Annotated in this window: 16 protein-coding genes; 7 read left to right on the forward strand and 9 right to left on the reverse strand. The window is 74.3% G+C overall.

The features are described from left to right. Positions 1-317: 317 nt before the first annotated feature. Positions 318-1,385 carry a cell division protein ZapE gene (gene zapE / locus OOT42_RS09245; protein WP_273654568.1) on the forward strand — a complete coding sequence of 356 codons (1,068 nt, stop codon included), beginning with the start codon at positions 318-320 and terminating at the stop codon, positions 1,383-1,385. A gap of 20 nt (positions 1,386-1,405) precedes the next feature. On the opposite strand, the gene treZ is transcribed toward zapE, so the two are convergent. The 3 genes from treZ to glgX are packed head-to-tail and all read right to left on the reverse strand — an operon-like array spanning position 1,406 to position 7,975. Next, a complete protein-coding gene (gene treZ, locus OOT42_RS09250; protein ID WP_273654569.1) occupies positions 1,406-3,196 on the reverse strand; it encodes a malto-oligosyltrehalose trehalohydrolase in 1,791 nt (596 codons plus the stop codon). A gap of 4 nt (positions 3,197-3,200) precedes the next feature. Continuing rightward, positions 3,201-5,726 carry a malto-oligosyltrehalose synthase gene (gene treY, locus OOT42_RS09255; protein ID WP_273654570.1) on the reverse strand — a complete coding sequence of 842 codons (2,526 nt, stop codon included), beginning with the start codon at positions 5,724-5,726 and terminating at the stop codon, positions 3,201-3,203. Next, positions 5,723-7,975 (reverse strand): glycogen debranching protein GlgX, encoded by a 2,253-nt coding sequence (gene glgX / locus OOT42_RS09260; protein ID WP_273654571.1) that lies wholly within the window; start codon positions 7,973-7,975, stop codon positions 5,723-5,725. Before glgX ends, treY begins: the two co-directional genes overlap by 4 nt. A gap of 154 nt (positions 7,976-8,129) precedes the next feature. Here glgX and OOT42_RS09265 point away from each other — a divergent pair, with 154 nt between their 5' ends. Further along, a complete protein-coding gene (locus tag OOT42_RS09265) occupies positions 8,130-9,362 on the forward strand; it encodes an NAD(P)/FAD-dependent oxidoreductase (RefSeq protein WP_273654572.1) in 1,233 nt (410 codons plus the stop codon). Between the two features lie 66 nt (positions 9,363-9,428). After that, positions 9,429-10,190: a deoxyribonuclease IV gene (locus OOT42_RS09270; RefSeq protein WP_273654573.1), complete on the forward strand. Its 762-nt coding sequence runs from the start codon at positions 9,429-9,431 to the stop codon at positions 10,188-10,190. An 82-nt stretch (positions 10,191-10,272) separates the two neighbouring features. Here the strand turns inward: OOT42_RS09270 and OOT42_RS09275 are convergent, their stop codons facing one another. Continuing rightward, positions 10,273-10,779, reverse strand: a complete 507-nt coding sequence (locus OOT42_RS09275; protein WP_273654574.1) for a hypothetical protein — start codon at positions 10,777-10,779, stop codon at positions 10,273-10,275. 40 nt (positions 10,780-10,819) lie between these two features. Continuing rightward, complete coding sequence (locus tag OOT42_RS09280; RefSeq protein ID WP_273654575.1) at positions 10,820-11,050, reverse strand: hypothetical protein; 231 nt, start codon at positions 11,048-11,050, stop codon at positions 10,820-10,822. Between the two features lie 217 nt (positions 11,051-11,267). Between OOT42_RS09280 and OOT42_RS09285 the strand changes: the two genes are divergently transcribed. Further along, positions 11,268-11,441: a chromosome partitioning protein gene (locus tag OOT42_RS09285; RefSeq protein WP_273654576.1), complete on the forward strand. Its 174-nt coding sequence runs from the start codon at positions 11,268-11,270 to the stop codon at positions 11,439-11,441. A gap of 23 nt (positions 11,442-11,464) precedes the next feature. Here OOT42_RS09285 and OOT42_RS09290 read toward each other — a convergent pair whose 3' ends face one another. Genes OOT42_RS09290 through OOT42_RS09300 form a run of 3 tightly spaced genes read right to left on the reverse strand, consistent with a single transcriptional unit; the run spans position 11,465 to position 13,704 of the window. Next, positions 11,465-12,541: a carboxylate-amine ligase gene (locus tag OOT42_RS09290; protein ID WP_273654811.1), complete on the reverse strand. Its 1,077-nt coding sequence runs from the start codon at positions 12,539-12,541 to the stop codon at positions 11,465-11,467. Between the two features lie 57 nt (positions 12,542-12,598). Further along, positions 12,599-13,315, reverse strand: coding sequence for a potassium channel family protein (locus tag OOT42_RS09295; RefSeq protein WP_273654577.1), 717 nt, complete (start codon positions 13,313-13,315; stop codon positions 12,599-12,601). 11 nt (positions 13,316-13,326) lie between these two features. Continuing rightward, entirely contained in the window at positions 13,327-13,704 is a 378-nt protein-coding gene (locus tag OOT42_RS09300) for an SHOCT domain-containing protein (protein WP_273654578.1), read from the reverse strand. A gap of 218 nt (positions 13,705-13,922) precedes the next feature. Here OOT42_RS09300 and OOT42_RS09305 point away from each other — a divergent pair, with 218 nt between their 5' ends. Next, on the forward strand, positions 13,923-14,948 hold the full coding sequence (locus OOT42_RS09305; protein WP_273654579.1) for an iron-containing redox enzyme family protein: 1,026 nt from the start codon (positions 13,923-13,925) through the stop codon (positions 14,946-14,948). Continuing rightward, a complete protein-coding gene (locus tag OOT42_RS09310) occupies positions 14,945-15,166 on the forward strand; it encodes a CDGSH iron-sulfur domain-containing protein (RefSeq protein WP_273654580.1) in 222 nt (73 codons plus the stop codon). The genes OOT42_RS09305 and OOT42_RS09310 overlap by 4 nt, the downstream gene beginning before the upstream one ends. 19 nt (positions 15,167-15,185) lie before the next feature. Here the strand turns inward: OOT42_RS09310 and OOT42_RS09315 are convergent, their stop codons facing one another. Further along, a complete protein-coding gene (locus tag OOT42_RS09315; protein ID WP_273654581.1) occupies positions 15,186-16,013 on the reverse strand; it encodes an alpha/beta fold hydrolase in 828 nt (275 codons plus the stop codon). Positions 16,014-16,158: 145 nt separating this feature from the next. On the opposite strand from OOT42_RS09315, the gene OOT42_RS09320 reads away from it, so the two are divergent. Next, complete coding sequence (locus OOT42_RS09320) at positions 16,159-17,748, forward strand: MFS transporter (RefSeq protein WP_273654582.1); 1,590 nt, start codon at positions 16,159-16,161, stop codon at positions 17,746-17,748. The last annotated feature ends 104 nt before the right edge of the window (positions 17,749-17,852 follow it).

Consider the following 17,852-nt stretch of genomic DNA (forward strand, 5'->3'; position numbering starts at 1 on the left):
GCGCGCCCGGGCGTTGGGGGACGTGGGGCGGGGTCAGTCTCTCCGCGGACAGCAGCACATCGACATGGCCGGGCCCGCGGCGGCGCAGCAGCACCGACACATGGCGGGGGACCCGGTCGCGATCACCCGACGAGGCTGTCAGACGAACGAGTGACACGGGAGAAGGCTTCCGTATGGTGAGACGAGCGCACCGGTATGTGGGACAGGTGTCCAGTCCCGGTGTAGAGGCCGCTCCGCGCCCGCGCGCGTCGCGTCCTGGAGTGATGCCGCTCACCCCGGGACGTACGTCCCGGATGCCGGACGTAGGCTTGTCCGTCGTGACAGCCGTCGACCCCGCCGCCCGCCCCGGCGGCGCGCACCCGGGACCGGCCTCGCTCACCGCGCGCACGCCCGTCGTCCCGCCCGAGCGGCTGCTCGCCGAGCTCGTCCCGCCCCGCCACTTCGCGGGCGAGTCGTTCGACACCTACGTGCCCGACGCCGCGCACCCGTCGCAGCGCGAGGCCGTCGACAGGCTCCGCGCCGTGGCGCGCACGATCACCGACGGCTCCGGTCGCGGGGGCGGTCTGTTCCGCCGCGCGTCCCGCCGCACCCCGCCGGCCGTCTACCTCGACGGCGGCTTCGGCGTCGGCAAGACCCACCTGCTCGCGTCGCTCGCGCACGCCGTCGGCACGCACGACGCCGCGTTCGGCACGTTCGTCGAGTACACCAACCTCGTCGGCGCGCTCGGCTTCCTGCCGACCGTCGAGGCGCTCGCCGCCACGAAGCTCGTGTGCATCGACGAGTTCGAGCTCGACGACCCCGGCGACACCGTCCTCATGTCCCGCCTGCTGCGCGAGCTCGCCGACCGCGGCGTCGCGCTCGCGGCCACGTCGAACACGCTGCCCGAGTCGCTCGGCGAGGGCCGCTTCGCCGCCGACGACTTCCTGCGCGAGATCCAGGCGCTCGCCGCCCGGTTCGAGGTGCTGCGCGTCGACGGGCAGGACTACCGGCACCGGTCCGTCGTGACCGACGCCGACGGGCTCGCCGACGACGCCGTGCGCCGGGCGGTCACCGGTGTGCCCGGCGCGACGCTCGACGCGTTCCCCGCGCTGCTCGACCACCTCGCGCGCGTCCACCCGAGCCGGTACGGCGCACTGCTCGACGGCGTCGAGCTCGTCGGCCTCACCGGCGTCGCGCCCGTGCCGACGCAGGACGTCGCGCTGCGCCTCGTCGTGCTCGTCGACCGCCTGTACGACCGCGACGTGCCCGTGCTGCTCGGCGGCGGGGGAGAGCACGACCTGTTCTCCGCCGAGATGCTGCGCGGCGGCTACCGCAAGAAGTACTACCGCGCGCTGTCCCGCCTCGGCGCGCTCGCGGCCGACGGCGCGGCCCGCGTCACCGCCTGACCGTCCCGCGTCGGGTCGCGTCAGTCCGCGCGGGCGGGGACGAGCACGGCGACCGAGAGGGCCGGGACGACGACGTGCGGCTCGGCGCCGGACCTGAGCGCGCACGGCTCCCACGCGGCGGCGACGTCGAGCGGAGCGTCCGCGGGGAGCGGGACACGGGCCTCGTCGTCGGTGAGGTTGACGACCACGCGCGCGGCGCCGCGGTGCAGGACGAGCACGCCCCGCCACGGACCGTCAGAGGAGTCCGGGCCGTCCCACGTGAGGTCGGTCGCGGCGAGGTCGCCCGACGCGAGCTCGGGGACGGAGCGGCGCAGCGCGACGAGCTCGCGGTACCAGTCGAGCAGCCGGTCGTGCGGCGGCCGGGAGCGCTCAGCGCGGTCGAGCACCGACCGGTGGAAGGTCGCCTCGTCCTGCGGGTCGGGCACCTCGACGGCGCCGCCGTACAGGTCCGCCCAGCCGTGGCCGCCGAACTCGGACCGGCGTCCCTCGCTCACGAGCCGGCCGAGCTCGGGGTCGGGGAACGACGTGAAGAACTGGAACGGGGTGCGGGTGCCCCACTCCTCGCCCTGGAACAGCATGGGCGTGAACGGCGAGAGCAGGAGCAGCGCGGCGGACCCGGCGAGCGTGCCCGCGTCGAGCCGGTCGGCGGGGCGATCACCGACGGCGCGGTTGCCGACCTGGTCGTGCGTCTGCGTGCTCACGACGAACCGGTGGCCGTCGGTCCCGCTCGGGACGGGTCGGCCCCACTCCCGGTCGCGGAACGTCGAGAAGCCGCCGTCGTGCACGAACACGCGCGTCATCGCGTGCCGGAGCGTCGCGGGCGTGCCGAAGTCGACGTAGTAGCCGTGCCGCTCGCCCGTCAGCAGCGCGTGCAGGGCGTGGTGCACGTCGTCGGCCCACTGCGCGGTCATGCCCCAGCCGCCGGCTGCGGTCGGGGCGACGCTCACGACGTCGTTGAGGTCCGTCTCGGCGATCAGTGACAGGGGCCGGCCGACGCGCTCGGACAGCGCGGTGACCTCGTCGGACAGCTGCGCGAGCAGGTGCTGCTCGGAGTCGTCGCGCAGCTCGTGGACCGCGTCGAGGCGCAGCGCGTCGACGTGGAAGTCGCGCAGCCAGCGCAGCGCGCTGTCGACGATCCACCGGCGCACGACGTGCGATCCCGGCTGGTCGAGGTTGATGGCCGAGCCCCACGGCGTGTGGTGCGCGTCCGTCGCGTACGGGCCGAACAGTCCCGTGTAGTTGCCGGACGGGCCGAGGTGGTTGTGCACGACGTCGAGGCACACCGCGAGGCCGAGGCCGTGCGCGGCGTCGACGAACCGCTGCAGCGCCTCCGGACCGCCGTACGCCTCGTGCACGGCGTAGAGGCCGACACCGTCGTAGCCCCAGCCGCGCGGGCCGTCGAACGGGGCGACCGGCATGAGCTCGACGAGGTCGACCCCGAGCGAGACGAGCTCAGGCAGCGCGTCCGCGGCGCTGTCGAGGGTCCCTCCGGGCGTGAAGGTCCCGACGTGCAGCTCGTAGACGACCCGGCCGCGCACGTCGAGCCCGCTCCACCCGTCGTCGGTCCACGTGAACCGGCCCGCGTGGAAGACACGGCTCGGCCCGTGCACCCCGTCGGGCTGCCACGCGCTGCGCGGGTCGGGCAGCGGGTCGCCGCCGTCGAGCGCGTACGCGTAGTCGGTGCCGTGGGACAGGTCGCGCTTGACCGTCCACCAGCCGTCCCCGTCCGGCGTCAGGCCGACCCGCTCGCGCGTCGCGGGCAGCACGAGGTCGACGCTGCGGGCGTCCGGGGCCCACACGTGCGGGCGCACGGCGTCAGCCCTCCGTCCGGACGAGCAGCGCGACGGGGAGGCGGTCGAGGAGCGGGCCGACCTCGCACACGCCGCCCGTCACCGGGCGGTCGGTGAGCACGTCGTGCCACTCGCCCTCCGGCAGCGCGACGGTGTGCTCGCCCCAGCCGCCGAGGCGGTCGACGGACGCCTGCAGCCGGGTCGCGACGACCGCGACGCGCGGCTCGCCCGCCACGGTCCGGGCGTAGGTGAGGCTGTGACCGGACGAGTGCGCGAGCGGCACGTAGCCGGCCTCGGGGCCGACGAACGCCTCGGGCAGGTCCCGGCGCAGGCGCAGCGCGCGCGACGTGACGAGGAGCTTCTCGTCCGCGAGGTCGCGCGGTCCGGCGCCGTCGTCGAGGCGCGCGAGCCGGGCGGCGAGCGCGTCGTGGTCGACGGGTCGCCGGTTGTCGGGGTCGACGAGGGTCGGCTCGGGGACCTCGGTGCCCTGGTAGACGTCGGGCACGCCGGGCAGCGTGAGCTGCACGAGCTTGGTGCCGAGCGTCGCGGAGCGCACCGCGGGGCGGGTGCGCGCCTCCCACGCGGTCAGGAGGTCGTGCACGGTCGGGTCGGCGAGCGCGGCGCGAGCGGTGTCGAGCACCGCGCGCTCGTACGCCTCGTCGGGTGCCGTCCACGTCGTGCGGGACTTGGCCTCGCGGATCGCCTTCGTGAGGTACTCGGTGAGCCGGTCGGCCGCGATCGGGCCGTCCTGCGTCCACGTCCCGGCGAGCGTCTGCCACAGCAGGTACTCGGTGCGTCCGTCGAGCAGCGTGCCGCGGAAGGGGGCGGACGCCGCGCGCAGCGCGTCGACGAGAGCCGACCACTCCAGCGGCAGCTCGGACAGCACGCCGAGCCGCGCGCGAGTGTCCTCGCCGCGCTTGGTGTCGTGCGTCGAGAGCGTCGTCATGCCGAGCGGCGACGACACCTGCAGGTCCGCGGCCCACGCCGCGAGGTCGGTGGGCGTGAGCGCGAACCGCTCGGGCTCGCCGCCGACCTCGCACAGCCCCACCAGGTGCGTCCAGCGGTAGAACGCCGTGTCCTCGACGCCCTTCGCCGTGACCGCGCCGCACGTCTGCTGGAACCGCACGACCAGCTCGTCGCGACGCCGGCCCCGCGTCAGGCCCGCGCTGCCGACCTCGCGCCCGAGCAGCAGGTCGACGAGCACGTCCATCGTCTCGCCACGCTCGGGGGACAGGCGCGCGCGGGCCTCGCGGGCCGCTGCCTCGACGACCTCGACGGACTCCGCCGGCACGTGCTCACCCGGCACGACGTATGCGCGGTAGCGGTCGAACGCGACGAGCAGCTCGACGAGGCACTCTTCGAGCGCGCGCCACGTGTGGTCCCGCAGCCGCAGGTCCTCGGTGCAGATGTCGGCCGCGAGCGCTGTCAGCCGGTGCACCTCCGCGTACAGCGGCCCGTCGACGATCTCGCGCTTGGCCTGCGCCGCGATCTCCGGGAACGCGTCCGACGTGTCGCCCGTGAGCCGGTGCATCGTGCCGCCCAGGATCGCCGCACCGCCGGGGTCGACGAACGTCTGCTGGATCCGCCACAGCGCGTCGTAGCCGGTCGTGCCCGCGGTGTCCCAGTCACCGGGCAGCCGCTCGTCGCCCTGCAGGATCTTCTCGACGACGACCCACGCCTCGCCGCTCGCCTCGCGCAGCCGCGCGAGGTAGCCCGCCGGGTCGGCGAGGCCGTCCGGATGGTCGATGCGCAGGCCGTCGAGCGTGCCGTCGGCGATCAGGTCGAGCACGAGCCGGTGCGTCGCGTCGAACACCGCGGGGTCCTCGACGCGGATCGCGACGAGCGTCCCGACGTCGAAGAAGCGCCGGTAGTTGAGCTCCTCGTCCGCCACCCGCCAGTACGCGAGCCGGTAGTGCTGGCGTTCGAGCAGCTCGGCGAGCGGCAGCGCCTCGGTGCCGGCCCGGACGGGGAAGACGTGGTCGTAGTAGCGCAGCACCGGTCGCACGCCCTCGTCCGGGATGTCGGCCTCGTCGAGCCGGATCTCGCCGCGCGCGAGCACCGCACCGATCCGGTCGCCGAGCACGGGCATGAGCACGTCGCCGCCGCCCGCGGACCAGTCGACGTCGAACCACGGCGCGAACGGGGAGTCCGCGCCCTTGTCGAGCACCGACCACAGCGGACGGTTGTGCCACACCGGGGTCGGTACGGCCATGTGGTTCGGCACGATGTCGAGCACCAGCCCGAGGCCCGCCTCGTGCGCGACCGCGGACAGCCGGCGCAGCGCTGCGAGCCCGCCGAGGACGGGCGACACCTCGTCGTGCGCGACCACGTCGTAGCCGTGCGTCGAGCCCGGCGCGGCGGTCAGGACGGGCGACAGGTAGACGTGCGTCACCCCCAGCGACGCCAGGTACGGCACGCGGGCCGCGACGTCGTCGAGCGTGAGGTCGGCGCCGAGCTGCACCCGGTAGGTGGACACCGGCACCGGCCGGCCCGGACCCGTGAGCCGCCGTGCGGGCGTCGGCCGGGAGCCGGCGGTGCGCTGCTCGGTCACGCGCCCGGCGTCTTCCGCGAGCGGCGGCGCGGCTCGTCGCTGCCCGCGGCCCGACCGCCCGCGCCCTGCCGGCGCATGCGGGACGCCTCGTGCGCCACGTCCGCGACCACGCCGATGCCCGACGGGGACGGCTTGGTCTGCAGCGGCGGGCGCGTCAGGACGACGACCGAGTGGTGCGCGAGCGCGACGTCCTCGCCCGCGTCGAGAGACGCACCCGGTGCGACCTGCGAGTCCGTGTCGAACACGACGGTCCACGAGTCGCCGTACCGGTGCGACGGCACGACGAACGTCTCCGCCTCGGGCTCGCCGTTGAACAGCACGAGGAACGAGTCGTCGACGATCTCCTCGCCGCGCATGTCCGGCTCGGCGATCGCGTCGCCGTTGAGGAACACCATGACCGCGCGTGCGAGGTCGCTGTTCCAGGTCTCCGGGCTCATGTGCTCCCCGTTTGGGGCGAGCCACTCGATGTCCTTGAGGTCCGACGGGTCGGCCTCGTCGGGCTTGCCCGCGAAGAACCGGCGGCGGCGGAACACCGGGTGGTCCTGCCGCAGGCGCACGACGCGCCGCGTGAACTCCAGCAGGTTCGTCTGCCGCTCGTCGAGGTCCCAGTCGACCCACGAGATCGGGCCGTCCTGGCAGTACACGTTGTTGTTGCCCTGCTGCGTCCGGCCCAGCTCGTCGCCGTGCAGGATCATCGGGATGCCCTGCGACAGCAGGAGCGTCGCGAGGAAGTTGCGCCGCTGGCGGTCGCGCAGGTTGAGGACGTGCTCGTCGTCCGTCGGGCCCTCGGCGCCGCAGTTCCACGACCGGTTGTGGCTCTCGCCGTCGGCGTTGCCCTCGCCGTTCGCCTCGTTGTGCTTCTCGTTGTACGACGTCAGGTCGGCCAGCGTGAAGCCGTCGTGCGCGGTCACGAAGTTGACCGACGCGATCGGCCGGCGGCCCGTGTGCTCGTAGAGGTCGGACGACCCCGAGATGCGGCTCGCGAACTCGCCGAGCGTCGACGGCTCCGAGCGCCAGAAGTCGCGCACCGTGTCGCGGTACTTGCCGTTCCACTCCGACCACAGCGGGGGGAACCCGCCGACCTGGTAGCCGCCCTCGCCGACGTCCCACGGCTCGGCGATGAGCTTGACCTGCGAGATCACCGGGTCCTGGTGGACCAGGTCGAAGAACGCCGACAGTCGGTCGACCTCGTGGAACTGCCGGGCCAGGGTCGCCGCGAGGTCGAACCGGAAGCCGTCCACGTGCATCTCGGTCACCCAGTAGCGCAGCGAGTCCATGATGAGCTGCAGCACGTTGGGCGACCGCATGAGCAGCGAGTTGCCCGTGCCCGTGGTGTCGAAGTAGTGCGCGGGGTCGTCGTCGACGAGCCGGTAGTAGTTCGCGTTGTCGATGCCGCGGAAGCTCAGCGTCGGGCCCAGGTGGTTGCCCTCGGCCGTGTGGTTGTAGACGACGTCGAGGATGACCTCGATGTCGGCCTCGTGCAGGGCCTTGACCATGGCCTTGAACTCCTGCACCTGCTGACCCGTCCCGCCGTACGCCGAGTACTCGTTGTGCGGCGCGAAGAACCCGATCGTGTTGTAGCCCCAGTAGTTCGACAGGCCCTTGTCCTGCAGCACCGGGTCGTTGACGAACTGGTGCACCGGCATGAGCTCGACCGCCGTCACCCCGAGCGACGACAGGTGCTCGATCACCGCCGGGTGCGCGAGGCCCGAGTACGTGCCGCGCAGCTCCTCCGGCACCGCGGGGTGCTGCTGCGTGAGGCCGCGCACGTGCGCCTCGTAGATCACGGACTCGTGGTACTGGTGCTGCGGCGGGCGGTCGTGGCCCCAGTCGAAGTACGGGTTCACCACGACGGACTTCATCGTGTGCGGCGCGGAGTCGTCGTCGTTCGTCGCCGTCGGGTCGTCGAACCGGTACGTGTAGAGCGACGGGTCGTTGTCGACCTGCCCGTCGATCGCCTTCGCGTACGGGTCGAGCAGCAGCTTCGACGGGTGGCAGCGCAGTCCGCGCGCCGGGTCGTACGGCCCGTGCACGCGGTAGCCGTACCGCTGGCCCGGTCCGACCGCGGGCAGGTAGCCGTGCCAGACGAACGCGTCCACCTCCGTCAGGTCGACGCGCGTCTCCGAACCGTCGGCGTCGAACAGGCACAGCTCGACCCGTTCGGCGACCTCGGAGAACAGCGCGAAGTTGGTCCCGGTCCCGTCGTAGGTGGCGCCCAGGGGATAGGGGCGTCCCGGCCACATCAGCATCCGCCCAATGTGCCAGCCGCGCGCCGATCCGGCGCGGGGGAGCAGGGTGGAGTTCGGCACACCGTGAGCCGTTGCGGGAACGCTCCTGACCTGCTGCGCTGGGCTGGGTGCCCGCTCCGCCGGCGCCGCCCGCTCGTCCTTGCAGGAGGTCGTCGTGTCCGGTCGGGTCGTCGTGGTGGGAGCCGGCCTCGCCGGCGCCAAGACCGTCGAGGCGCTGCGGGAGGGCGGCTTCGACGGGGACGTCGTGCTCCTGGGGGCCGAGACCGACCGGCCCTACGAGCGACCGCCCCTGTCCAAGGGGTACCTCCTCGGGAACGACGCGCGCGACGCCGCGTTCGTGCACGACGCCGGCTGGTACGCGGCGCACGACGTCGACCTGCGCACCGGGACGACCGTCACCGCGCTCGACCTCGGTGCGCGCGACGTCGTCGACGAGTCGGGCGGTCGCACCGCCTTCGACCACCTCGTCCTCGCGACCGGTTCCGAGCCGCGACGGCTCGACGTCCCCGGGGCCGGCCTCGACGGTGTCGTGTACCTGCGCACCCTCGGCGACAGCGACCGCCTGCGCGCCGCGCTCACGGCGGACCGGCGCGTGGTCGTCGTGGGCGGCGGGTGGATCGGGCTCGAGGTCGCCGCCGCCGGCCGCGCCGCCGGCGCGCACGTCACCGTGCTGGTCCGCGACGTGCTCCCGCTCGTCGGCGTCCTCGGCCCCGAGCTCGCGGCGCTGTTCGCCGACCTGCACCGCGAGCACGGCGTCGACCTGCGCACGCGCGCGGACGTGGTCGAGATCGTCGCCGCCGGGGACGGCACGTCGGTCGGCGGCGTGGCGCTCGAGGACGGCACGGTCGTCCCCGCGGACCTCGTCGTGGTCGGCATCGGGGCGGCGCCGCGGACGGCACTCGCGGAGCACGCGCGGCTGCACGTCGAGGACGGCGTCGTCGTCGACCAGCACCTGCGCTCGTCGCACCCGCGCGTGCTGGCGGTCGGCGACATCGCGCGCGCCGCGCACCCGCTGCTCGGCACGCACGTGCGCGTCGAGCACTGGGCCAACGCCCTGAACCAGCCCGCGACGGCGGCCGCGACGATCCTCGGTCGCGACGAGCCGTACGACCGGCTGCCCTACTTCTTCACCGACCAGTACGACCTCGGCATGGAGTACGTCGGGCACACCGGGGGTGGGTACGACGAGGTCGTCGTCCGCGGGGACCTCGTCGCGCGCGAGCTGGTCGCGTTCTGGCGGCGCGACGGACGGGTCGTCGCCGGCATGAACGTCAACGTCTGGGACGTGGTCGACGACGTGCAGGCGCTCATCCGGTCGGGCGCGGTCGTCGACCGTGAACGGCTCGCCGACCCGGACGTGCCGCTCGGCTCGCTCACCGGCGCGTGACCGCCGGCGTCGGAGGCGGCGGCTAGCCTGACCCCTGCCCGACGCCCCCCACCGAAGGAGACGACCGTGGTGCTCATCGGCGCCCACGTCCGCGACGCCGACCCGGTGGCCGCCGCCGCCGAGGTCGACGCCCAGGCCGTCCAGATCTTCCTGGCCGACCCGCAGGGGTGGAAGAAGCCCGTGCCTCGCGACGACGCCGACGCGCTCGTCGCGAGCGGCCTCGGCCTCTACGCGCACGCGCCCTACCTGGTGAACGTCGCGTCGACCAACAACCGCATCCGGATCCCGAGCCGGAACATGATCGCCCAGCACGCGGCGGCCGCCGCCGGGCTCGGCGCGCGCGGGCTGGTCGTGCACGGCGGGCACGTCGGGGACGGTGACGACGTCGCGGTCGGCATCGACAACTGGCGCAAGACGTTCGAGCGCGCGACCTACCCCGTGCGCGTCCTCGTGGAGAACACCGCGGGCGGCGAGAACGCGTGCGCCCGGACGCTCGACCGGTGGGCGATGCTCTGGGACGCGATCGGCGGCTACGACGTCGGCGTGTGCCTCGACACGTGCCACGCGTGGGCCGCGGGCGAGGACCTGGAGACGATCGTCGACCGGCTGCGTGCCATCACGGGCCGCATCGACCTCGTGCACGCCAACAGCTCGCGCGACGAGGCCGGGTCCAGCCGCGACCGGCACGCGAGCTTCGCGACGGGCACCATCCCGCCCGAGCTCATCGCGCACGTCGTGCGCGAGGCCGGCTGCGACGCCGTCGTCGAGACGCCCGCCGAGCGTCAGGCGGAGGACATCGCGTTCCTGCGGGCCGCGCTCGCGGGCTGACCTCGCCGGGCGCGCGGACGCCCGCCGGGACCGCACCCCGTCCCCGACGGGCGTCCGTGCGCTCGCGCTGCGGGCGGCGTCGTCACACCGGCGACGCGTCGGCCGTGACGTCCGGCACGGCCGCCTCGGTCGCGAACGCCACCGTCCGCACGCGTTCCGCGAGCCCGTCGACCGCGCGCACCTGGTCGTCCGCCTGGCGGCGGAGCCCGGCGAGGCGCTCGCGGTCCAGGCGCAACGTCTCCGACCAGACCTCCAGCGTCGCCCACAGCGACCGCTTCCCGGCGATGCCCGAGCGCAGCGCCTCGAGCTCGAGGTGCAGCGACAGCGGCGACCGCTGCACGAGCCGGCCGTTCGGCTTGAGCCGGCCCGCGTGCTCGGCCGCGACCGCGGCCGCCGGTTTCCACGACGACAGACGGACGCCCAGGTGGTCCGCGAGCCCCCGCACGACGCGCCGCTCCTGGCGCAGCTCGTCGAGGAGCCGCTGGAGGACCGGCTCGGCTGACGTGCCCGCGTACCGCTCGACCATCCACCCGACGCGCGAGATGACGCCGGACGCCCCCGTGAGGTGGTCGCTCAGGTATGTCCGCACCAGGCGGAGGTCGACCGGCGGTGTGGTGCTCGGCCCCACGTCAGCGCAACCGCGACGCGAGGAGCTGCTTGCCCTGCTCGGCGCCCTTGCGGCTCTCGCCCTGCGCGCGGCGGAAGAACTCGGCGAGCTCGGTGTCGCCGTCGCGCTCGGCGTCCTGCGCGTAGGTCTCCAGGCGCAGCACGTTGTCGAGGCACGCCTGGGTGAACCACAGGATGTTGTAGTCCTTGTCCTTGGTGCCGGTCAGGTGGCCGGACTCCTGCTCGAAGCTCATCGTCAGCACCTCCGCGGCCCCGGCGCGCCGGGGCGTCCGTGGGTGGGCGGCCGGACCGCCCGCGGGCGCATGCTTCACCCGGTGTCCATCGTCGGCCCGGGCACGGCGGGCCGCGACCGGGGGAGCGCCGGGCGGCGGTGCCGGGCGGGTCGGTCGCGCCCCGGACAGCCCGGGGCGTGCGGGTGCGCGACGTCGTGCGCGGTGTCACGGTGAGGCGATGAGCGAGAACCTGCCCGACAGCTTCGACCCGCAGCAGCCCGACCTGCCCACGCTGGGCGCGGACCCCGACCCGCTGCCGCCGGGTCACGAGAGCCAGGCGCCGACGACCGAGCCGCTGACGGACGACGCGAGCGAGCCCGCGGACGACGACGCGCGCGGCACCCCGGGCTGACCGGCGCGGCGGACCGACCGCCGTCAGCCGAGCGTGACCTCCGCGGCGCGGCGCACGACCGCGTCGTCGTCGGCGCCCTCGGCTCGCCAGGCGAGCTGCTGGACCGCGCCGTTCCCGCGGCGCAGGACGTCGGCGACGCGGGCCTGCACCCAGTCGAGCTCGCCCGACTCGACCAGCGCGTCGTGCACGTGGTCGACGAGCTCGGCGACGACGTCGGCCGCCGGACGCGGCTCGCCGGTCGACGGGCTGACGAGCTCGCCGGTCGTGCCGGAGCGCGCCGCGCGCCACGTCCAGGACCGGAGGATCTCCGCGCGCACAGGCGCCGGGTCGGGGTCGGTGCGGACCGCGGTCTCCGCGAGCGCGCGGACGAGCACGGCCTGCAGCACGGCGTCCTGCGGGTCGAGGCACACGTCGGCGACCCGGACCTCGACCGTCGGGTACCGGGCGGACAGGCGGGCGTCGAAGTAGATCATCCCGTCGTCGAGCGCGGTCCCCGAGCGCAGCAGCTCGGCGATGACCGCGCGGTACGTGGCGGCGTCGCCGAACGGCGCCGTCGCGCCGGCCGTGGGCCAGCGCCCCCACACCTGCGAGCGGTAGCTCGCGTACCCGGTGGCCGCGCCGAGCCACGACGGGCTGTTGGCGCTGAGCGCGAGGAGCACCGCGTTCCAGGCGCGCAGGTGGTCGATGACGTGCACGCCCTCGTCGTCGTCGGCGACCGCGACGTGCACGTGGCACCCGCACGTGAGCTGCTCGCGCGCCGTCTGCCCGAACCGCGCGCGGATCTCGTGGGCGCGGCGGTCGGGGATGACGGTGGACTCGACGACGTGCGGCGCGGTCCCGAGCGCGGCGATCCGTGCGCCGGCGCGCCGTGCGAGCGTGTCCGTGCGGGCGCGGCCGTCGCGCACCTGCGCGAGCAGGTCGTCGAGGTCGGTGCAGGGGTGCGTCGACACCTCGACCTGCTCCTGCTTGAACTCCTTCTCCAGGTCCCCGCCGGGGCGCGGGTCCGACGGCTCGTCGGCCGCGAGCCGCAGCACCGTCGGCGCCACCGCGTACGGCACGCCCTCGGGCGTGACCAGCAGGAACTCCTCCTCGACACCCATGGTTCGCACGCCGCAAGTGTGGGGGAGCGGCCCGCGCGGCGCGCGGCGAGCGGCCGCTCAGGCCCGGTCCTCGTCGGTGTCCACCTGCCGCCGGTACGAGGCGACGAGCCGCGCGACCAGCGTCGCGAGGAAGATCTGGGCCATGAGCGCCTCGAAGGTCGCGACGCCTCGGCCGGCGAAGCTCGCGGCCGTGTAGTCGCCGTACCCGACGGTCGTGAGCGTCGTGAACGAGAAGTACTGGAGCGACTGCTGGTCCGCGGTCTGCCCGTCGGCGAAGAACGGCTCGGGCAGGAGCCACGCGAGGACGCCGAACAGGTTGGCGAAGAACAGGCCGATGATGAGGTAGGCGCTCACGGCGCCGGCGATCATGCTGAGCGTGACCGCGCGGCGCGTGAGGATCCGGCCCAGGACGGTCACGAGCGTCAGTCCGAGCAGGGCGCAGAAGACGCCGTTGACCACGCCGACCGCGGTGTCCTCGGGCAGCAGCGCGAGCGCGGCGACCGTCCCGCCCGCCGCGACCGCGAGCGTCACGCGGACCACGCGTCGCAGCCGCGGACCAGGGCGCGACGTCCGGACCGCGAAGAACAGCGCACCGAGGTAGCCGAGCACGACGAACCAGTTGGTCCACGGCTCCGCGGTGAGCACGAAGACCAGGTAGACGACGCACAGCAGCGCGAGCACGACCCCGAAGTCGTCCGGGGGCGCAGCCGCGGGCCGCACCACGCGTCGGGTGCGGCCCGCGGGCCCGCCGGGCGACGGGCCCCTCCCGTCCATCGCTCGGCGGGTCAGGCGAGCGCCTTGGCCTTCAGCTGCGCGAACTCGTCGGCGTCGATGACGCCCTGGTCGTGCAGCTTCTTCGCCTCGGCGATCGCGCTCGCCGGTGATGCCTGTGCGGTCTTCCGGATGTACTCGTCGGTCGCGGCCTGCGTCTCCTGGAGCTGCGCCATCTGACGCTCCGCCATGCCGCGGCCGCGGGCGATGATGTAGATGAGCGCCGTCAGGAACGGCAGGAAGATCAGGCCGATGACCCACAGCGCCTTGCCCCAGCCGCCCATCGACCGGTCGCGGAACAGGTCACCGATGATCTGGAACAGCAGCACCAGGTACATGAAGAAGACGAACCACCACACGAGCAGCCAGAACCAGTCCCAGAACGTGTCCATCGCGTGCCTCCTCGGTCCTCACCGGCGGGCTCCCCGGCTAGGTCCACGATGTCGCCACCCGTGGTGCAGTTTCCTCACCCGTCGTGGGTGATCGTCGCTGGTCAGGGCACTCGTCCCGGGTGAGCGGCTCGCCGTGCGGGCGGCGTCGCGGCGTGTGAGGCTGGTCGTGCTCGACGGCTTCGGAGGCGTGGCCGTGCTCCCGCCACCCCGGAGACCCGATGAAGTCGCCCCAGCCCCGCGGCCCTCTCGGTGCCGTCGTCCTCGACGCGCTCGCGTCGGCGGCCCCTCGCGCGGACGCGCCGCCGGACGACCGGCTCGGGCACGCCGCCCGGCGGGCCGTCGAGCAGGGCACCGACCTGCTGACCGACGAGGACGTGCAGCTCACGCTGTTCGTCCTGTACGAGCTGCACTACGCGGGGGTCGAGGGTGTCGACGACGCGTGGGAGTGGGCGCCCGACCTGCTGCGCGCGCGGGCCGTGCTCGAGGAGGCGTTCGAGCGCGAGCTCCGCGCCCGGGTCACGGTCCCGGAGGGTGTGCCCGCGGACCGGCGGGCCGTCGCGGACACGCTGTTCGCGCTGACGGCCCCGACACCCGGCCCGAGCCTGTCGCGCTACGTCGGCCGGCACGCGACCGACGAGCAGCTGCACGAGCTGCTCGTGCACCGGTCCGTCTACCAGCTCAAGGAGGCCGACCCGCACACGTGGGCAGTGCCGCGGCTGGGCGGCGCCGCGAAGGCCGCGCTCGTCGAGATCCAGGCCGACGAGTACGGCGGGGGAGCGCCCGACCGCATGCACAGCGCGCTCTTCGCGCGCACGATGCAGGGCGTCGGGCTCGAGACGGCGTTCGGTCGGTACGTCGAGGACGTGCCCGCCGTGACGCTGGCCGCGGTCAACGCGATGTCGCTGCTCGGCCTGCACCGCCGGCTGCGCGGCGCGGTCGCCGGCCACCTCGCGGCGTTCGAGATGACGTCGTCCCTGCCCAACCGGCTGTACGGCGACGGCTTCCGACGGCACGGCTACGGCGCGGACGTCACCGAGTACTTCGACGAGCACGTCGAGGCCGATGCGGTGCACGAGCAGATCGCGGGCCGTGACCTCGCCGGCGGGCTCGCCGAGCAGGAGCCCGAGCTCGTCGACGACATCCTGTTCGGTGCGTGCGCGTGCCTGTTCCTCGACGACCTCGTCGCCGCCCACCTCGTCGGGGCGTGGGAGCGCGGCGTGTCGTCCCTGCGGGGCGCCGCGTGAGCGCCGCCGACGAGCGCACCCCGGCGCCCGTGCGCGGCTCGATCGTCGCGTGCCCCGACGGGCCCCTGCTCGTGCGCGGCGACGTGCCGGTCGTCGACGACCGCGGCGAACCCGTCGCCAAGCACCGCGCGACGGTCGCGCTGTGCCGGTGCGGGGCGTCGGCGATCAAGCCGTGGTGCGACGGGAGCCACAAGGCGATCGGCTTCGAGGCGCCCTGAGACCCTCCGCGGGTCCGGGTCAGCCGCGCGGCACCTGGAGCACGCGCGACTCGCCCGGCTCGTCCGGGTCGTCGACGATCGGCACACCGTCGAGCCAGGACCCGACGACGTGCGACAGCTCGCCCGGGTGGCTGAAGTTCATCGCGTGCGCGGCGCCGACGATCACCGCGAGCGTCACGTGGTCCGGCGCGAGCCGCGCGACCTCGAGCACGCGCCACGGCGGCGGCATCATCGGGTCGCGGCTGCCGATGACCGCGAGCGCCGGGACGCCGAGGCGCAGCATCCGCTCCTGCGAGGGGAACCGGACCAGCTCGTCGAACAGCCGCAGCGTGTTGACCGGGCCGAACCGCAGGTAGTCGGGCACGGCGGTGCGGGCCATCGCCGGGCTCTCGCGCGTCGCGTCCTTGACCAGCTGCCACAGCCCGCGGACGAACGGCTGGTTGTACATGCCGCCCGCGGGCGACGCGAGCACGACGCGGTGCACCCGCTCGGGCGCCTCGTGCGCGACCTCCAGCACGACCGGGCAGCCCATCGAGTTGCCGACCAGCACGACCTGCTCGAGGGCGAGCGCGTCGAGGATCTCCAGGACGGCCTCGGCGAGCGCGGGGATGCCGAGCGTCGCCGGCGGGCTCTCGCTGCGCCCGTAGCCCGGCAGGTCCGGCACGACGTTCCACGCGCGCTGCGCGAGCCGTGCGGCGGTCGGCATGAGGGACGTCCCGGAGATCGCGAACCCGTGCACGTGCAGGATCGGCACCGCGCCCTCGACGTGCGGCCCGCACCGCACGAGCACGCGGCGCCCGTCCACGCGGACCGTGCGCTCCGTCCACCCCGCAGCCAGGTCGACCACGGCCCGATCCTGGCAGGTCACGTCTGTCCGCGCCCGCTGTCCCGGCCCGGCGGCCCGAGGACCACCCGTCACGGGTGACGCCGCGCCCGGCACCGCGGCGGGACGCTGCGAGGGTCCGGACGTCCCGACGACGGGAGGGCGAACCATGAGCGCAGCACCGGGTCCTGCGGCCGCGCCGCTCGACCGCCGGCTCGCGGTCCTGCTCGCGATGGCGATGTTCGTCCTCGTGGTCGACACGTCCCTGATGAACGTGTCGATCTCCGCGGTCGTGCGCGACCTCGACACCACCGTGAGCGGCGTGCAGTCCGCGATCGCGCTCGAGGCGCTCGTGTCCGCGGCGTTCATCCTCATCGGGAGCAAGGTCGGCGACCTCGTCGGGCGCAAGCGCGCGTACGTGCTGGGCCTGCTCGGCTACGCGACCGGCGCGGTCGCGATGACGCTCGCGCAGGGGCTCACCGCGATCATCGTGTTCTGGGCGGTCGTCGGCGGGCTCGGTGCGTCGCTGCTGCTGCCGTCGATGCAGTCGCTCATCCACGGCAACTTCAGCGGGCCCGCGCAGAAGAAGGTGTACGCGCTCGTCGGCGCGTCCGCCTCGATCGCCGCCGCGGTCGGCCCGCTGCTCGGCGGGTTCATCACGACCTACCTGTCGTGGCGCGTCGCGTTCGCGCTCGAGGCCGTCGTCATCGCCGTCGTCCTCTCGGGCATCCGGCTCGTCAAGGACGTCCCGTACACGGGCGACCGTTCCGTCGACGTCGTCGGCGCCGTGCTGTCCGCGCTCGCGATGGGCGGCATCGTGCTCGGCGTGCTCGTCTGGCAGGAGGGCGGCGAGGCCGTCGGCGCGCTCATCGGCGTCGGCGCCGTCGCGCTCGTCGTGCTGGTCCGGTGGCTGCTGCGCCGCAAGCGCGCGGGTCGCCCCGTCCTGCTCGACCCGGACCTGTTCCGGTCACCGCTGTTCCGCGTCGGGGTGTCGCAGCAGATGCTCCAGCAGATCGCGCTCGGCGGGCTCATGATCTCGCTGCCGATCTTCCTGCAGATGGTGCTCGAGTACGACGCGATGGCTGCGGGCCTGTCGCTCGCGCCGCTGTCGCTGAGCATGTTCGCGGTCGCGCTGCTCGCCGGGAAGCGTGCGGGCGCGCGGCGCCCCGCCGACCTGGTGCTGGCGGGGTTCGGGCTCGGGGTCGTGGGGGTCGGCGCGCTGATCCCCGTCGTCCCGCGCGCCTCCACCGGCTGGTGGTTGGTCGTGCCGCTCCTCGTCGTCGGGTCGGGCCTCGGCCTGCTCGTGTCGCAGCTCAACAACTACACGCTGTCGCCGATCTCCGAGGAGCGCGTGAGCGAGGCCGCGGGCGTGAACTCCGCCGCGGGGTCGTTCGGCCTGTCGTTCGGCCTCGCGTTCGCGGGCGCGCTCATGCTGGGTGCGCTGGCGGTCGGCTTCACCGCGCAGTCCGACGCGAGCACCGTCCTCGACAGCGCGCAGCAGGAGCAGGTCGCGCGCGCGCTCGACGAGGACGCGCAGCTCATGAGCACGACGCAGCTGACCGAGCTCCTCGCCGACGAGCCGCAGGCCGTGCAGGACGAGATCGTCCGCATCAACGACGAGGTGCGTCCGCGCGCGCTGCAGGTCGCGCTGCTGCTGCCGCTCGCCGCCGGGCTGCTCGGGTTCGTCAACGCGCTGCGGATGCGTCGCCTGCCGGACCCCGCCCCGAACAGCGCCGTCGAGGGCGCCGCGTTCGGCTGACCGCCGCTCGCGGCTCATCGCCCCGGCGCCGTCGCCCGAGGCACGCACGACCGCCCGGGGCACGCACGACGGAGCCCCCGGCACCGTCGCCGGGGGCTCCGCCT

The sequence above is a fragment of the Cellulomonas fimi genome (assembly GCF_028583725.1).
Classification (GTDB): Bacteria; Actinomycetota; Actinomycetes; order Actinomycetales; family Cellulomonadaceae; genus Cellulomonas; species Cellulomonas fimi_B.